General features: G+C 33.5%; 16 protein-coding genes and 1 pseudogene. 11 read left to right on the top strand and 6 right to left on the bottom strand.

The window, feature by feature from the left end:
* Nucleotides 1-13 precede the first annotated feature (13 nt).
* From EL158_RS02885 to EL158_RS02870, 4 genes are read right to left on the bottom strand one after another with little or no spacing between them, the layout of a single operon-like run.
* Nucleotides 14-1,177 carry a GDSL-type esterase/lipase family protein gene (locus EL158_RS02885; protein WP_027304773.1) on the bottom strand — a complete coding sequence of 388 codons (1,164 nt, stop codon included), beginning with the start codon at nt 1,175-1,177 and terminating at the stop codon, nt 14-16.
* Entirely contained in the window at nt 1,158-2,129 is a 972-nt protein-coding gene (locus EL158_RS02880) for an SGNH/GDSL hydrolase family protein (protein WP_027304774.1), read from the bottom strand. The genes EL158_RS02885 and EL158_RS02880 overlap by 20 nt, the downstream gene beginning before the upstream one ends.
* Nucleotides 2,129-3,502, bottom strand: a complete 1,374-nt coding sequence (locus EL158_RS02875) for an MBOAT family O-acyltransferase (RefSeq protein ID WP_027304775.1) — start codon at nt 3,500-3,502, stop codon at nt 2,129-2,131. Before EL158_RS02875 ends, EL158_RS02880 begins: the two co-directional genes overlap by 1 nt.
* Before the next feature lie 23 nt (nt 3,503-3,525).
* Complete coding sequence (locus tag EL158_RS02870) at nt 3,526-4,026, bottom strand: ferritin (protein ID WP_027304776.1); 501 nt, start codon at nt 4,024-4,026, stop codon at nt 3,526-3,528.
* 294 nt (nt 4,027-4,320) lie between these two features.
* Between EL158_RS02870 and EL158_RS02865 the strand changes: the two genes are divergently transcribed.
* The 11 genes and pseudogenes from EL158_RS02865 (at nt 4,321) to EL158_RS02820 (ending at nt 14,512) form a co-directional block, all read left to right on the top strand.
* On the top strand, nt 4,321-4,443 hold the full coding sequence (locus EL158_RS02865) for a sugar transferase (protein WP_232008202.1): 123 nt from the start codon (nt 4,321-4,323) through the stop codon (nt 4,441-4,443).
* Nucleotides 4,400-4,609 (top strand): annotated as a pseudogene (locus EL158_RS09000) (DUF8374 domain-containing protein); the annotation flags it as partial. The gene EL158_RS02865 and the pseudogene EL158_RS09000, both read left to right, overlap by 44 nt.
* Nucleotides 4,610-4,759: 150 nt before the next feature.
* Nucleotides 4,760-6,079 (top strand): DUF2972 domain-containing protein, encoded by a 1,320-nt coding sequence (locus EL158_RS02860; RefSeq protein WP_126361474.1) that lies wholly within the window; start codon nt 4,760-4,762, stop codon nt 6,077-6,079.
* Between the two features lie 37 nt (nt 6,080-6,116).
* Nucleotides 6,117-6,989: a DMT family transporter gene (locus EL158_RS02855; RefSeq protein ID WP_027304161.1), complete on the top strand. Its 873-nt coding sequence runs from the start codon at nt 6,117-6,119 to the stop codon at nt 6,987-6,989.
* A gap of 36 nt (nt 6,990-7,025) precedes the next feature.
* Entirely contained in the window at nt 7,026-8,078 is a 1,053-nt protein-coding gene (gene aroB, locus EL158_RS02850; protein ID WP_027304160.1) for a 3-dehydroquinate synthase, read from the top strand.
* The gene (locus tag EL158_RS02845; RefSeq protein ID WP_027304159.1) at nt 8,075-9,631 is read left to right on the top strand and encodes a mechanosensitive ion channel domain-containing protein; all 1,557 of its coding nucleotides are present in this window, start codon (nt 8,075-8,077) and stop codon (nt 9,629-9,631) included. The genes aroB and EL158_RS02845 overlap by 4 nt, the downstream gene beginning before the upstream one ends.
* Nucleotides 9,624-10,865 (top strand): tRNA (N(6)-L-threonylcarbamoyladenosine(37)-C(2))-methylthiotransferase MtaB, encoded by a 1,242-nt coding sequence (gene mtaB / locus EL158_RS02840; RefSeq protein WP_027304158.1) that lies wholly within the window; start codon nt 9,624-9,626, stop codon nt 10,863-10,865. The genes EL158_RS02845 and mtaB overlap by 8 nt, the downstream gene beginning before the upstream one ends.
* Nucleotides 10,865-12,457 (top strand): AAA family ATPase, encoded by a 1,593-nt coding sequence (locus EL158_RS02835; protein ID WP_027304157.1) that lies wholly within the window; start codon nt 10,865-10,867, stop codon nt 12,455-12,457. Before mtaB ends, EL158_RS02835 begins: the two co-directional genes overlap by 1 nt.
* A gap of 10 nt (nt 12,458-12,467) precedes the next feature.
* The gene (gene thiD / locus EL158_RS02830) at nt 12,468-13,274 is read left to right on the top strand and encodes a bifunctional hydroxymethylpyrimidine kinase/phosphomethylpyrimidine kinase (RefSeq protein WP_027304156.1); all 807 of its coding nucleotides are present in this window, start codon (nt 12,468-12,470) and stop codon (nt 13,272-13,274) included.
* On the top strand, nt 13,267-13,890 hold the full coding sequence (thiE, locus tag EL158_RS02825) for a thiamine phosphate synthase (protein WP_027304155.1): 624 nt from the start codon (nt 13,267-13,269) through the stop codon (nt 13,888-13,890). The genes thiD and thiE overlap by 8 nt, the downstream gene beginning before the upstream one ends.
* Entirely contained in the window at nt 13,868-14,512 is a 645-nt protein-coding gene (locus EL158_RS02820) for a uroporphyrinogen-III synthase (protein WP_027304154.1), read from the top strand. The genes thiE and EL158_RS02820 overlap by 23 nt, the downstream gene beginning before the upstream one ends.
* On the opposite strand, the gene EL158_RS02815 is transcribed toward EL158_RS02820, so the two are convergent.
* Both EL158_RS02815 and hemE read right to left on the bottom strand, forming a co-directional pair.
* A complete protein-coding gene (locus EL158_RS02815) occupies nt 14,478-15,368 on the bottom strand; it encodes a radical SAM protein (protein ID WP_027304153.1) in 891 nt (296 codons plus the stop codon). The two genes, EL158_RS02820 and EL158_RS02815, sit on opposite strands and share 35 nt — an antisense overlap.
* Nucleotides 15,365-16,387, bottom strand: coding sequence for a uroporphyrinogen decarboxylase (hemE, locus tag EL158_RS02810; protein WP_027304152.1), 1,023 nt, complete (start codon nt 16,385-16,387; stop codon nt 15,365-15,367). The genes EL158_RS02815 and hemE overlap by 4 nt, the downstream gene beginning before the upstream one ends.
* Nucleotides 16,388-16,400: the final 13 nt, after the last annotated feature.

The following is a 16,400-nucleotide window of genomic DNA, read 5'->3' as shown; positions in this document are numbered from 1 at the left end:
TAAAATAATTTCACTAATCAAAAAATTTTCTAAGCTCATCAAGCATTTTTTTCGCCATAAGCTCATAACCTTTAACGCTTAAATGCACATCTTTTAAAGAAAGTTTTTTTTCTATCCAAAGGGCTTTAGTGCCACTTTCTTGCATAAATTCGTGCATATCAAACAAAAGCGTTTTTTCCTCCTTAGCTAATTCATAAATAGCCTTTTTAACAGCGTGAAAATTAGGGCTTAAGATATAGTTTTTACCCTTTTTTTGCGTTACGGTTGGAGGGGATATAAGTATAAAAATGGCATTTTTATTTTCCCTTCTTAAAATTTTAAAAAAATCTTTATAATTTTTCTTAAATTCCACCGCATTAAAGTCCTTTAATAAGGCATCATTTGAGCCATAAGCAAGAATAATTAAGTCATTTTTTAAAACGCCTAATTCTTTTTTCACAACATCTAAATTCCAGTCTTTCCACAAATCGCTTCTTGCACCATTAATCGCTATGGTATCTAAGAAGATATTACGCTCATTTTTATCCATTATGAAATAGCCTCCAAGCTCGGCTTTTTCTTGTAAGGCAGTAATTTTTAAGGGAAAAGTGGAAATGACTTCTTTATACGACCATTTATCCTTAGCATTTGAGCGTAGAATAAAGCTTTTATCTTTCGCATCTTTTACGCTAAAAGCATTTTGAGAAAATGGAGCTTTAAAAAGAAAGCCAACCTTAAATTCCTTTGTTTCTAACTTAGTATTTAATTTAATTATGGCACCCTTTTTATCGGCTCTTGCAATGATACCTCCTAAGGGGTAATTATGCTGCTTATCATTTTTAGAATTTAAAAGGCTAAAATTTTTAAATTCATAAGTTAAATTAAGATTTTGCTGGTATTTAGGCTGTAAAGCATAGGCAAAACCAACGGCATTTGAGCGTAATAAATAATCCCTTATCACTCTAGGGAAAAAATCCGCCGCCATATGAGAATCGCCGTAAATTCGTATGCCAAAGTCCTTTTTTGCTTTGTATTTTTTCTCAAGTTTTTTAAGATCTTTTTTTGCAACATAATTTTTAAAAGCCTTAGAATCCGTACTTTGCTTTAAAATGCTTTCAATTTCTTCATTTAAATCCGCCTTAAGACTTAAGCTAAGGCTTAAAATAAGAATCAAAAGCCTAAAAACTCGCATTATTATCCTTTAATTTGATATATTCAAGCAGAAGTTTTGACATTTCTTTTGCTCCACTTGGCGTAAAATGCACCCCATCATCACTTCTTACTTTAATGCTTTTATTATTTTCATTTTTGATATAGGCTGAATAAGCGTCATTTTTACTAAAAAAGAGCTTAGTATTAATAAAAATGCCCTTATTTTTTAAGATTTCTTGGCTATAAATTTGATTTAAAATACTAAGTTTTTTATTTAAATCCTCCTTTTTTACAGGGGGGATTTCATACCATAAAACTTTTATATTGTGTTCTGTGGCGATTTTTAAAATTTCATCAACCCTTTGGGTGTAAATTTCAAGCCACGATTTAGAATTAAAACGATGATAAATTCCGCCCTTTTTAATGTCCCAAGGGTCATTCGCCCCAAGCAAAACAACCAAATATTTAATATTTTTATTATTTTGCAAGGTCTTAGTCGTCTCCTTAGCCCAGTCAAAATAAGACTTATAAGAAAGTCCTGTATTTTGCTTACTTAAATCCACAACCTTTAAGCCTAATTTTTTCAAGTCCTTATTTAACGCCACCGCAACGCCTTGCATTAAAGAATCGCCTATGAGTAAAAATTCCTCATTAAGGCTAATTTCAAATTTGGTATTATCAATAAAACTAATATTTGCTTCAGGCTCTATGATAGCTTCAGGCTTTTCTAAAGCTAGGCTTAAATTCTGCTCTTCTTTGACATTTAAATTTTCTTCTTTTTCCGTTTCAAATTCTGTGTTTATGCTTTCATTACTCAAAATCATACGCACCTGCTCGAGCTTAACTTTTAAGGCATTTGCTTCGTTTAAAATGTCATTTTGTGGATAAAAAATAATGTGATATTTTTGCTCTAAATAAGAACTAATGCTTTTATTCATCACCAAAACGACCAAAACAAAAACCACAATCAAGATAAATAAAAATTTAATAACTTGCATTAAAAACTCGAATAAATAAATTCAGGCATTCCGCTTGGCATAAAAGCAAACACCAAAAGTAAAATAAAAGCGATGATGAAAGGCTTTAGCAAAAACGGCGTAAGATTTAAAATTCTCACACAATAATCCTTAAAATTAATAAACAAAGGATAGGTGATGAAAAGCACTACAAAGGCAATTAAAATATAAATATCCTCATATTTTAAAGGTAAGAAAAAATTCTCATAGCAAGAATTAAGATAATCAAGAGCTTCATTTAAGTCCTTATAATAAAAAAAGATCCACGCAAAACAAACAAAATGAAAGGTTATAAAACGCCCCACAAAGGCAAATTTTTTAAGACTAAAAGGCGTGAGAGCTACCAAATGTAAAAACACAACTCCAAAGCCGTGCAAAATACCCCAAATGAGAAAATTAATCGTATTTCCGTGCCAAATTCCAGAAAGTATAAAAGCGATAAGTATATTAACATTTGTCCTAACCAAGCCCTTTTTATTACCCCCTAAAGGAATATAAATATAATCTCTTATAAAAGTCGAAAGACTAATGTGCCACCTCGCCCAAAAATCCTTAAGATTTCTCGCAAGATAAGGCATATTAAAATTAATCGGTAAAATAAAGCCTAACATCAAAGCAAAAGCACAAACTAAATCCACATAACCGCTAAAATCACAATAAATTTGCACCGCATAAGCGTAAATCGCACTTAAAAGCTCGGCAAAATTATAAGAGCTTGGATCATTAAGAATTTTTTTCGCATAAATCCCCAAATAATTCGCAATCAAAACCTTCTTAACAATCCCAAAAAGTAGCAAAACGATGATAAGATTTGCATTTTTAAATTCACGCGTTTGATGGGCTTGAGAGAAGAAATAATCGCTCCTCATAATAGGACCTAAAAGCAATGTTGGGAAAAAAGAAAGATAAAAAGCAAGGTCAAAAAAGCTTACCAGCTTATGATTTTTATAAACGCTGACAAGATAGGTTATAGAATTAAACACATAAAAACTTATACCGATAGGAAAAATAATATCAAAATTAATAAAATCCAAACCAAGATAAAATAAAAGCGTATCCAAATCGCCCTTAATACTAGGGAAATACTTAAACACGCAAAGATTTAAAATTACAAAAAATAGACAAGTTAAAAAAATGTATTTTTTACGCCTCACAAAAATTAAAAGAGCAAAATAATGAATAAAAAAGGTATAAACAAGTAAAATCAGCGAAAAAAGCGGATTAATCAAACTATAAACACAATAAGAAAAACACAAAATCATAGCATTTTGCAGTCTAAAGCTATCTTTAAAAAACCAATAGCAGGCAAAAAACACTATCATTAAAATGCTGAATTCTAAAGAAAAATAAATCATAAAAAATCTGATAAGTCCTAAATTTAGGACTTATCAGCTATTAAAGTTTTAATGTATTGATCGGCTAGGTAAAGTCCATTGCCATTATCACTCATAAGCTTGATTTTATCGACTATCCCACGAAAAAGAGCCTCCTCCTCGTGCTGCTCACTCACATACCACTGCAAGAAATTAAAAGTCGCATAATCCTTGTGCGCCAACATATGGTCGACTAGATTATTGATAGACTTAGTGATACCTTGCTCGTGTGCGAAAGTTTTTTCAAAAACATCAAGCAAAGAGGCAAAATTTTGTTCAGGCTTTCCTACAGCCTCAAGCTCGACCTTAGAATCTGTCTCATTAAGATAAGTAATAAGGCGTTTAGCATGCTCACTCTCCTCACTCGCGTGGGCAAACAAAAACGCTCCCGCACCTTCAAAACTATTTTCATAGCACCAAGAACTCATAGCAAGATACAAATTTGCAGCATACATTTCTTTGTTAATTTGCTCATTTAAAAGCTTCACCACTTCACTTGATAACATTAATTCTCCTTTATGCAAAATAATTTTGCAATGATACTTTAAGATTATTTAAATTTGTTTTAAAGCTTGATTGAAATACGATTTTTCACAAATTCATAATAAAACTTAAAAAACAATAAATTTTTTTTCATATTTTTCAAAACTTAAAGCTCTATTTTATAGTATCTTAAGGCAATTTTCACAGCGTGAAAAGCCTGTGAATAAAATATGATTTTTTTTAAACTTAAACAGCATTGATTTCATTTTTTTTTTGATATAATCCCCTCTCATTTATCTTAAAAACAAGGAAGCATTATGATCACCAATCCAAACTCAGCCATACAAAGAATCAAAAATCATCTTTCTTATAAACTTGGTCAAGAATTAATCAAATATAACACGGGGGGGGGGGGGGGGTATAATATCCTTACTCTTTAAACTCTACCATATCAAAAAAACTCATCATAAACTCACTCAATTTAGAAAAACACTTGAGCTTGCAAGAGCAGATCTAGCCTATCCTCCCCTTAGACAATGTTTTGATTTTAATGAAGCTTTATGGGTAAAAACACATTTAAGCTATCGTTTAGGAAAAATTCTATTAAGCAAGGCATCCTATTTTAATCTTTATGGCAAAATCAAACAAGCTAAAAAAGAATTTAAAGCCTTAAAAGAAAGTAGGGTTTATAGGCTCAAAGATAAACTGAAATTTAAAAATGAAGAAGATTTTGATTTTTTTATTAAAAACTATGCTTTGATAGAAAATTTACTTACACATTATGAGGCTTTAAATGAAGTCATTGTGTTAAATAAGGCTTTTGTATTAGAGCATTTTGATGAAGTTTCTTTATGGCTTAATTCTAAAGAATTTAAAGAAAAATATGAAGATATTAATCACCCTTATCCTCCTTTATTAAACCCTGACAAGCTTAATGATGAAAATTATATTTTAAATTATGAGAAAATTCCTGCTGAAAAAGCTTGGGAGATGAATTTGCCTTTGCCGAGGAGGTATGAGTTTGTGTTGATGTTTTCACACGGAGCTGGAGCTTTAGCGATGAATCATTTTTTATTTTGGTCAGCACAATTTAATTTAATTGAATATTTTTATGGAGGGGTAGCTGAAGTAAGATATGATAATTTTTATCAAAGATTACTTAAAGAAAATAATAATATAGTAGGCATTAGCGATACTTCCGAACTTTTATATGGTAGCATAGAAAATAGAAATAAATTATGGTCTTTAATGGATAAAAAGGTCAAAGCTTTAGTTTTAGTGCGAGACCCCATTGAGCTTATTAAGCATTGCTATGGTAGAAAATGGGGAACTTCGTGGGCTAAACTTAAGGAATTTACTTTGAAGCATAATTTTGAAGATGTGATTAAAGCTCCAGAGCCTTACAACTATGACTTTCCATCAACTTATAAACATTTAGAAAATCAATGCTTTTTATGGAACACCTTTAAAGAGCATTTTCCTTATCTTGATTTTAAATACTTAGATGTAAAAGAATTTACGGGTCAAAATACCATAAAAACTATGCAAAAATTAGCCTTAGAATTTGGTTTTAACATTAAGCTCTCAACAGAAGAACAAGAAAATATGTTTGTCAAAAATATGTTTGCAGGAAATTTACACTTTTTACTGCCTCTAACTTTGAAAATTGGTAAGATTAAAATAGAATTTAGTATTTTAAAAAAAGATGAAAATTTGCTTGATCTTCGCAAAGAATTCGAACTAAAAGAAAGTCAAAATCAATTAGGCATTTATATTTTAAAGAGCGATTATAAAAAGCTTTTAAAGAATCATAAGCTTTATGAAAAAACCTTTCATTATATCCAAAATTTTTATGAAAAATTGCTTGAAAGAATTAAGCTAGAAGATGAGCTAATGCTAAAACCAGAGGATATTTTAGAGCATTTGAAAAAAAATGAAGCGTGTTGCAAAGAGTTAAAAGGAGTGCTTGATTATGAAAGTAAAGATTTAAAAGCCACGCGTCCTGACATCGTAGATTCGTGGAAGTATTATAAGGAATTTGAAAAAATGTGTGAGGAGTTTGAAAACCAAAATTAGTGTATAATTGCAAAAATACATTAAATTTAGGACAAAAATGGGCGTTTTTCTTGTCGTTTTGGGAGGGATTTTTTGGGCTGTAAGTGGGGTGTTAGCGGAATATCTTTTTGAAAATCATTATAGTGTTGAGTGGGTAAGTTTTTACCGCCTTTTTTGCACAGGAATTTTGCTGATTATCGTAAGTTTAAAGCGTTTTGAGTGGCAAATTTTCACGCAAAAAAGCCATTTACTCTCTCTTTTAATCTACGCTTTTTTTGGACTTTTGCTAACGCAATATGGCTATTTTAAGGCTATTTTCTACACGGATGCTGGCACAGCTACGATGATACAATATAGCGCACCTCTAATGATTATGCTTTTTCTTTGCTTTAAAAACAAAATCTTGCCTAAAACACTTGAAATATTTGCCCTTATTCTCATCTTAAGCGCACTTTTTTTAATCGCCACAGGAGGGAATTTAAGTGAATTTAAAATAAGCTTTTGGGGACTTTTTTGGGCTTTGGGTGCTGCTTTGGGGATAGCATTTTACTCACTTTGTGCGAGAAATATCATAGAAAAATATGGCATTTTTTTACTTATGGGTTGGGCAAGTTTAATTGCTAGTGGAATTTTACTCATTTTACTGCTTGGTAAAATTCCTTCTTATGACTTTGATTTAAAGGGCTATTTAGCCTTGGCTGGGATCATTTTTATAGGCACGATAGGAGCATTTTGTCTTTATTTAAAGGGAGTTGAGTATATCGGTGCATTAAGGGCTAGTATGATAGCGTGTATTGAGCCAGTAGCGGCGGCTTTTATGTCGTATTTCTTTCTTAAAACACAATATAGCTTTCTAGAGCTTTTCGCTTTTAGCCTCATTATCGTTAGTGTCTTTTTAAATGCGATGAAAGTAAAACCAAAAATTGACTAAAGCTTGTTATAATTTGCTTTTTAGACAAGGAAAAAAATGCAAGTAGAAGTAAAAGTCAAAAATCCTTATAAAGTCTTCATTGATGAGGGTTTGAATTTAAATTTTAAAGGTAAAGTTGCCATTTTAACTAATCCAAAAATCGCAGGACTTCATCTTAAAAGTTTGCTTGAAAAAATCAAGTGCGAAGAGCTTTTTATCATCAGTGTTAAAGACGGCGAAGAGTATAAAAATTTAAGCACCATTGAAGAAATTTTAAATCAAATGTGTAATATTAAGCTTGATAGAAAAAGCCTTTTAATTAGCTTTGGTGGGGGCGTGATAAGCGATATGGGGGGTTTTGCAGCTAGCATTTATCAAAGGGGCATTGAATTTATAAATATCCCTACCACTCTTTTAGCTTGCGTAGATGCGGCTGTGGGCGGTAAAACGGGAGTTAATAATCATTTTGGTAAAAATCTCATCGGCACTTTTTATCAACCTAAGGCTGTATATTGTGAAAGTGCGTTTTTAAGGACTTTAGGGCAAAGGGAGCTTAGTGCTGGTTTGGCAGAATTTATCAAAATGGCAATTATGTTTGAGGCAGATTTGCTCGATTTTATAGAAAAAATTGACGCACAAGAATTTTTACAAGCAAAATGTGCTGATGCGATTTTAGTCAAAATCATCGCAAAAAGCATAGAATTAAAATCCAAAATAGTCGCCGAAGATGAAAAAGAAGGTGGAGTTAGAATGCTACTTAATTACGGACACACTTTCGCTCATATCATAGAAAATGAGACATATTATAAAAGCTATCTTCACGGAGAAGCCGTAGCCATAGGTATAAATATGGCTAATCATTTAAGCTATGAACTTGGTCTTTTAAGTCAAAAAGAGTGTGAAAGAATAGAGCAAATTCTGCAAAAATTCGCCCTACCTACACATTATAAAATTCAAAACATACACGAATTTTATAATGCCTTCTTTTTGGATAAAAAAAGTGCAAATCACAAAATTCGCTTCATCTTAGCCGCACCACTTGGCAGGGGCGTTATAAAAGAAGATATACCAAAAGCAATACTTTTAAAAAGCTTGGAGCATTTTATATGAAAAAAATCATTTTCTTAGCTTTTTTAGCCACGCTTTGCTTTGCTGAGCTTAATACAAGCTTAATTTTAGAAAGCAAAACTAAAATCAATACGCTTAATACCATTATCGATGCTAGTATTTATAATATACGCTATAACAATTTCATCAAATATCAGCAAATCAGTGATGAGCTTATCATTTTAAGAGAGGAGCTAGACAAAGAGCATTTAAGCTACGAACAAAAAGACGCTACGCAGAGTAAAATAGCAAATTTAGAAGAACAACTCAAACTTTTAAAAGATTATAAAAATCTCAATTTTACCCAAAGTCTAAGCATTAATGAAAATATAGAAATTCTCCCCAAGCTCACAAATCCACTCGCCATCATCGGTGCTTTTTCTCACATTAAAAAATTAAAAGATGAAAGAGATGAACATATTTTAAAGATCCAAGAATTTGAAAATTTAGTTTTAAAAATTAAAGAAAAAAATATCGAGCTTAAGGAACTACTCAAGCTTGATAATAATAAAGCAAATTTAAACGCTCTTAAAGAATCAAACAAAAAATTAAGCGAATTTGAAAATGCTTTACAATTTACGCAAGTGTCTTTTTCTGTGTATGAGAAGAAGATCGAAGATGAGATTGCACGCGTTAATGCTGAAATTAAGGTGCAAACGCTAAGAGCGGTCAATATCCTCATCGCCATTATCCTAGTTATCATCGCCTCTTTTTCTTTAAAATTCATCGCTAAAAAATACATTAAGGACAATGAGCGTTATTACACTGCTACAAAGGTGATTAATTTCATTAATATCAACATCATCTTTTTAATTCTCCTTTTTGCTTATATAGAAAATATCACTTATCTTGTTACTATACTAGGCTTTGCATCGGCTGGACTTGCCATCGCTATGAAGGATATGTTTATGTCTATGCTCGGGTGGTGCGTGATTATTTTTGGCGGAAGTATGAGAGTGGGAGACCGCATTAAAGTGATACAAAATGACATCACTTATATAGGCGATATTATTGACATTTCTTTTTTAAGAATTACCATTTATGAGACCCTGACCTTAGAAACTTATATGAAAAATCGCCGCAGTGGGCGGATTATCTTTATCCCAAACAATTATGTTTTTACGCAATTAATCGCAAATTATACCCATCACGGAATGAAAACCGTGCTAGATGGCATTGATATTACCATAAGTTTTGACTCAAATTTAGAAAAGGCTAAGGACATTATGGAGCAAATCGTTACCAAACAAGCCAAACCCTATACCGAACTTGCCAAAAAAGCGATGTATAGATTACAAAATGAATATAGCATTAAAAATCCCAAAGTCGAGCCTAAAATTTACATTTTTTTCGAACACTGGGGGATAAGGCTTTCTGCTTGGTATATGACAAATTCTTATGCCGCATTAAATTTAAGAAGCGTGATAAGCAAAGAATTAATTACCGAACTAGTCAAACACGAGGATATTAAAATCGCCTATCCAAGTCAAAATCTCTATTTAGACAAAAGGCAAAATGCTATGCCAAAAGAGCTTTTAAAGGATTTTGATGTCTAAAATTTTTTTAAAAACCTTTGGTTGCAGGACAAATATTTATGATAGTGAGCTAATAAAGGGCTATATTAAAGACTTTGAGCTGACAAATGATGAAAAAGAAGCCGACATTGTCCTTATTAATTCTTGCACGGTAACAAATGGTGCTGATAGCGGCTTAAAAACTTATATCAATCATCTTAAGAAAAACAATATTAAAGTAATTTTAACAGGCTGTGCGGCAGTTAGCAAGGGGAAGGAACTTTTAGATGGTGGGGCGATTTTTGGTGTTTTGGGTGCGTCAAATAAAGCTAAAATCAATGAATTTTTAAAAGAAAAAAAGCGTTTTTATGAACTTGGCAATTTAAATTTCATCGATAAGGACATTGTTAAAGATTATGAAAATCACACAAAAGCCTTTGTGAAAATTCAAGAAGGCTGCGATTTTAACTGCTCTTATTGCATAATACCTAGTGTTCGCGGCAGGTCAAGAAGCGTCAAAGAAAGCGATTTATTAGAACAAATTAAAATTTTAATTCAAAATGGCTACACAGAAATCGTCCTAACAGGCACAAATATAGGCTCTTACGGCTTAAAAGACGGCACAAGCTTAGGCAAACTTTTACAAAAAATGATGCAAATTTCAGGGCTAAAACGCATTCGTTTAGGGAGCTTAGAGCCTGCACAAATTGACGAAAGTTTTATGGAAATTTTAGATGAAAAATTGCTTGAAAGACATCTTCATATAGCTTTGCAACACACAAGCGAGACGATGTTACGCATTATGCGGCGTAGAAGTCATACAAAAGATGACTTAAAGCTTTTTCAAACCCTTGCTTTTAAGGGCTTTGCTTTGGGGACGGATTTTATCGTAGGGCATCCCGGAGAAAGCGAGGAGCTTTGGCAAGAAGCTTTGAGAAATTTTACAGAATTTAAGCTCACTCATCTTCACGCTTTTATCTTTTCTCCGCGTAATAATACCCACTCCGCCACCCTTAAAAATACCATAAAAGGCGACCTTGCTAAAGAAAGGCTTAACACCCTTAAAGCCATAGTGCAAAAAAATAATTTTGAATTTAGAAAGGCAAATAAAGTCAAACTTGAAGTGCTAATAGAAAGCGAAAAAAACGGCTTTTATGAAGGCTATGATCAATTTTTTAATAAAATCAAAATCAAAAGTGAAAAAGAATTAAGCAAAATGTGGCTAAATATCGAAAATTACGAAGTCAAAGAGGAATTTAACGAAACGAGGATATAATGAAAAATAACAAAATCATACTTTTTTCTTTTGGGATTTTATGTGTGCTTTTAGCCATAGTGTATTTTAAAAATGAGCCCAAATTCATAGATAAAGCTCTATATCAAAGCCTTTTGGAGCAAAAGCTTATCCAAAAAGCCATTATTGATGGAGATGAAATTTTACTCAAAGCCGCAGGAGATCATTATGTCATCATAAAAGACGGCGTAGATCTTAAAGAGCTTTTAGCAAATGTGCCTGTGGAGGTGAAAAGAGATTATAGCGCTTGGATACTATTCATCTTTTTAGTGTTTTTATTAGCCTTGTTAATAAGCTTTAATCTTTTTCGCCGCAAAAAAGAAATGCAAAAATTTCCCATAAATCCTACCCAAACTTCCTCTTTACAAGAACCACTTAACTCCATAAAGCCCGTCATTTCAGGCGTTACCTTTAATGATGTCGCAGGAGTTAATGAAGTCAAAATGGAACTTAATGAGCTTGTCGATTTTCTTAAAAATCCTCAAAAATACAAAGAATTTGGCGTCAAAATGCCAAAAGGCGTTTTAATGATAGGTCCACCAGGAGTTGGTAAAACACTCATCGCAAAAGCTGTGGCTGGTGAGGCTGGAGTGCCCTTTTTTTATCAATCAGGCTCAAGTTTTGTCGAAATTTATGTAGGAATGGGTGCAAAAAGGGTGAGAGAACTTTTCTCTCGTGCTAAGATGATGGCGCCAAGCATCATTTTTATCGATGAGATTGACGCAGTGGGTAAGGCTAGAAATGAGCTTTCAAACGGCGAAAGAGATAGCACGCTTAATCAACTCTTAACCCAAATGGACGGCTTTGAGGACAATAGCGGCGTCATCGTCATCGCCGCGACAAATAAAATCGAACTAATGGACGAAGCACTGCTGCGTTCAGGACGCTTTGATAGACGCATTTTTCTTTCTTTACCAGACTTTAAAGACCGCTTTAAAATTTTAGAAATTTATATGAAAAATAAGAAAAATCAAGTTGATTTAGAAAAAATAGCTAAATTAAGCGTAGGCTTTAGTGGTGCAGGACTTGAAACCCTTGTCAATGAAGCCGCTATTAATGCGTTAAGACGGGGGAGCGATTTAGTCGAGGATAATGATTTTTACGCGGTTTTAAATAAGGTGCTTTTAGGCAAGAGAAAAATTCTAAATTTAAGCGAAAAAGAAAAACAAATTCAAGCCCATTACCAAGCGGCAAAAGCCTTATGTGCGTATTATTTTGATGTGAAATTTGATAAAATCACGCTCATTGAGGACCGCTTTAAAGAATATGAATCCAACATCAAATCAAAATCCGAGCTTTTAAATAAAATCAAAACACACCTTGCAGGCTTTATGGCGATGAAACTTTTATATAATGAAAGCTACACAAATTCACAACAAGACTTTATGAAAATCAAAGAACTTGTCGAATTTATGTTAAGCTTTAATATGATAGAAGAGAAAAATTTAGAAAAAGAAAAAAGTGAAGTGAAGGAATTTCTAAAAACACGAAAAGAACTCATTGCAAATTTAGCTAAACTTTTACTAGAAAAAGAAAGTTTAACTTACGAAGATGTCAAACAAATAAGTTTATAAAGGATATATAATGAAAGCAAAAGGAAGTGAGTTAATCCCTATTTTAACCATAGCAGGAAGCGATTGTAGCGGAGGGGCTGGTGTGCAAGCAGATTTAAAAACCTTTAGTGCGTATAAGCTTTTTGGTATGAGTGTGATTTTAAGCGTAGTAGCGGAAAATACCGCAAGAGTGATTAGCGTGCATAATGTGCCTATTAAATGCGTTGAAGAGCAATTTTTAGCAGTGTTTGAGGATATCCCTCCTAAGGCTGTTAAAATCGGTATGATAGGGAGCAAGGAGCTAATGCTTTGCGTAAGGGAAAATTTAGAGCGTTTTAAGCCTGAAAATGTCGTGATTGACCCTGTGATGTTTGCTAAAAATGGCTTTGCCTTAATGCCTAGTGAGTGCTGCGAATTTTTTAAAGAAAATATCCTGCAATTTGCCGATATACTCACGCCAAATATCCCAGAAGCGCAGTTTTTAAGTGGCTTTAAAATCCAAAATGAAGAAGAGATGATAAAAGCGGCTAAATATCTTCACACTAAGGGTGCTAAAGCCGTTTTAATCAAGGGCGGACATAGTGAAACAAATGCCAACGATGTTTTTTTTGACGGAGAGCAAATTCACATTTTAAAAGGCGAACGCATAGAAACCAAAAATACGCACGGCACAGGCTGCACACTAAGCTCTGCCATAGCTTCAAATCTAGCACTTGGTAAAACAGAGCTTGAGAGTGTAAGAGAGGCTAAGAACTATGTGAGGGGGGCGATTGATTATAGTTTGAATTTGGGTAAGGGTTGCGGACCGACAAATCATTTTTGGGCTTTTAATGCTTGATTTAAGCTTATATCTTGTCGCAAGCCGTGGAAATTTAAGCGATGAAAAATTTTTAAATGTGCTTGAAAGTGCGATAAAAGGAGGGGTTAGCCTTATACAACTTAGAGAAAAAAATCTTAATGCAAGAGATTTTTTTACTCTAGGTTTAAAAGCTCAAAAACTCTGCCAAAAATACCAAATTCCTCTCATCATCAACGATAGAATCGACCTTGCTCTAGCCTTAGATGCTGATGGAGTGCATTTGGGACAAGAGGATTTACCCCTACAAATCGCAAGAAAAATTCTAGGAAAAGATAAAATCATAGGCTTAAGTCTTAAAAGCTTAAAGAAACTTGAAAGCATTGAGGGGGCGGATTATTTAGGCTGTGGGGCGATTAAGAAAACGCCGACTAAAGAAAGTAGCGTTTTAAGTCTTCAAAATTTGCGTGAAATTTGTGAAAACTCACCCATAAGTGTCGTGGCAATCGGTGGTATTGATGAGGCGGTTATTAAGGATTTAAGAGGCATTAAGCTTGGTGGGGTGGCGGTGGTAAGGGCGATTATGAACGCTAAAAATCCTTATCAAGCCGCAAAAACTTTAAAAAAGGCTGTGTGTGAAAATTTATCTCTTAAATGAAGCGAAATTTAAGGGCGTGGAAAATCTTATCTTAAATGAGATAAATTTTTTCGATTTTAATGTCAATTTAAAAGATTTTAATGCTCTTATTTTAACATCAAAAAACGCCGTCAAAGCCTTAGAAAGAGCAAAAATAAAGCTTAATTTTACCTTACAAATTTATGCCGTGGGAGAAAAAACGGCAAAAGAAGCAAAAAAACTCGGCTTCACAAAGATAAAAATTCCATCACTTGCTTATGGAAAAACACTCTTTGACGAATTTAAGGACGAATTAAAAGGACAAAAATGTCTTTATCTTAGGGGCAAAAATATCGCCTCAAAGCTCAACGAAGATTTACAAAACTACGGCGTAAAGCTAAAAGAAGTAATTGTTTATGAAAATGTCTTTAAAGCCTGCAAAATAGAGCTAAAACAACCCGCTATTTTTATCTTAACCTCTCCACATAGTGTCTTAAATTTTTTAAAAACTTACAAAGCACACCCAAAAGATCACTTCATCGCCATAGGACAAAGCACAGCGAAAAATCTTAAAGGCTTGCAATTTAGTCTAGCCAAAGAAGCAACGATAAAAGCTTGTGTTGATTTAGCTAGGCTTTATAAAACTTCACTCCAGCAAGATTAACGCTTTTTATTTGTCCTTTTTCAAGCAAAGTTTGCAAATTTCTCTTACTCTTTGTATCAAAACACTCCACATCAAGCTCACTTTGAGGACGCAAACGCAAAGTTTTTAAAAGCTCTTCCTCACTAAAGCTTAAAATGGCTTTATGTCTTTTTGCTATAAAAACAGGCACAGAGCTAATAAGCTCACTAAGCTCCAAAAGCCTCATTTCATCGACCCCACTCACCGCATAAGCAGGAGGTCTATCTATGCTACTTAAATCCACTCTCATAGGTGCGATTTTAGTTAGAGCATCGTTAAGCAAGATAAATTCCTCCTCATTATCATTAAAGCCCTTAACTATCAAAATTTCCATTACCAAAGCACCGCTAAACTTAGCCCTAAATTCCGCCATTTTTTCTATCATCTTGCTTAAATCAATCCCTTTTAAAGCTCTATCTATCTTATAAAAAGTTTTTTCATTTGCACTATCTAAGCTAAATTTAACAATGTCGCATAGCACTAAAGCTTGTATTTTTTCCTCATCTAAAACCGCCGTGCCATTGCTTAAGATGAGAATTTTCTTATCTTTAATAAGCTTTTTAAGCTCTAAAATTAACTCTTTTAAATACGGATAAAGACTAGGTTCGCCATTAGCAGTCAGGGTCAAAACATCAAATTTCACATCTTTTTTTAAAACAGCTTTAAGTTCTGTTAGAATTTCCTCCACACTCAAAACACTCTCTTGCTCTTTCATAGGCTTTGCCGCTTCAAGCTCACAATACACGCAGTCAAAATTACACTGCTTTTTCGCTCCGCTTAAATCCACCCCCAAAGAAAGTCCAAAACGCCTTGAATTCACAGGACCAAAAATCATCATTTTTTAGAGCTTTCTTGCACAAGTTTAATGAAGTATTTCGCATTTTCCACAGGGATATCAGGGAGAATTCCATGACCTAAATTAAAAATATGCGCCTTGCCCTGCATTATTTGCAAAATTTGCTCTACGCCCTTTTTTATGGCATTTTTATCATAAAGCCTACAAGGCTCCATATTGCCTTGCAAAGTAAATTTATGAGAAAGTTTATCCCTTGCTAAATCAAGCGGAGTGCTCCAATCCACCCCAAATACATCAAATTCCCCCTCAATTTTATCCAAATACCCACTCACACCCTTTGGAAAAACTATCACAGGGATATGCGGATATTTTCGTTTAAGATACGCACTAAGCTCACACATATAAGAAAAAGAAAATTCAAAAAACGCCCCCTCCTCTAAAGCCCCAGCCCAGCTGTCAAAAATTTGCACTGCATTTGCTCCAGCTTTAATTTGCTCCTCCAAATATAATTTCAATACTTCGTTTAATTTTCTTAAAATTTGATGTAAAAGCTCAGGATTTTGATAAAGCATTTTTTTGCATTTTGCATAATTTTTACTCCCCCTACCCTCTATCATATAAGTAGCGATAGTCCAAGCACTCCCGCAAAATCCTATCAAAGCTTTATCTTTTGGGAGTTTTTCCCTTGTCAAAGAAAGAGCGTCATAGACATAATGAAGCTTTTTAACCGCACTTAAATCATCAAGTTTATCTAAATCTTCTTTATTTTGGAGTGGAGTGCTAAAAACGGGTCCCTCGCCTTTTTCAAAACGCAGCTCAAGCCCCATTTCTAAAGGCACGACCAAAATATCAGAAAAAATAATTGCCGCATCCACGCCCAAAATATCCACAGGCTGCAAACTTACCTCACTAGCCTTTTTATAATCCTTACAAAGCGAAAGAAAATCCCCCGCACTCTTTCTAACTGCCATATATTCGCTTAAATATCTTCCTGCTTGACGCATCATCCACACAGGAGTATAGGGCGTTTGTCTCTTAAAACACGCATCGATAAAAATCATTTTTCGTCCTTTT

The organism is Campylobacter upsaliensis (assembly GCF_900637395.1).
Taxonomy (GTDB): domain Bacteria; phylum Campylobacterota; class Campylobacteria; order Campylobacterales; family Campylobacteraceae; genus Campylobacter_D; species Campylobacter_D upsaliensis.
This window is presented reverse-complemented; position numbering and strand designations above follow the sequence as displayed.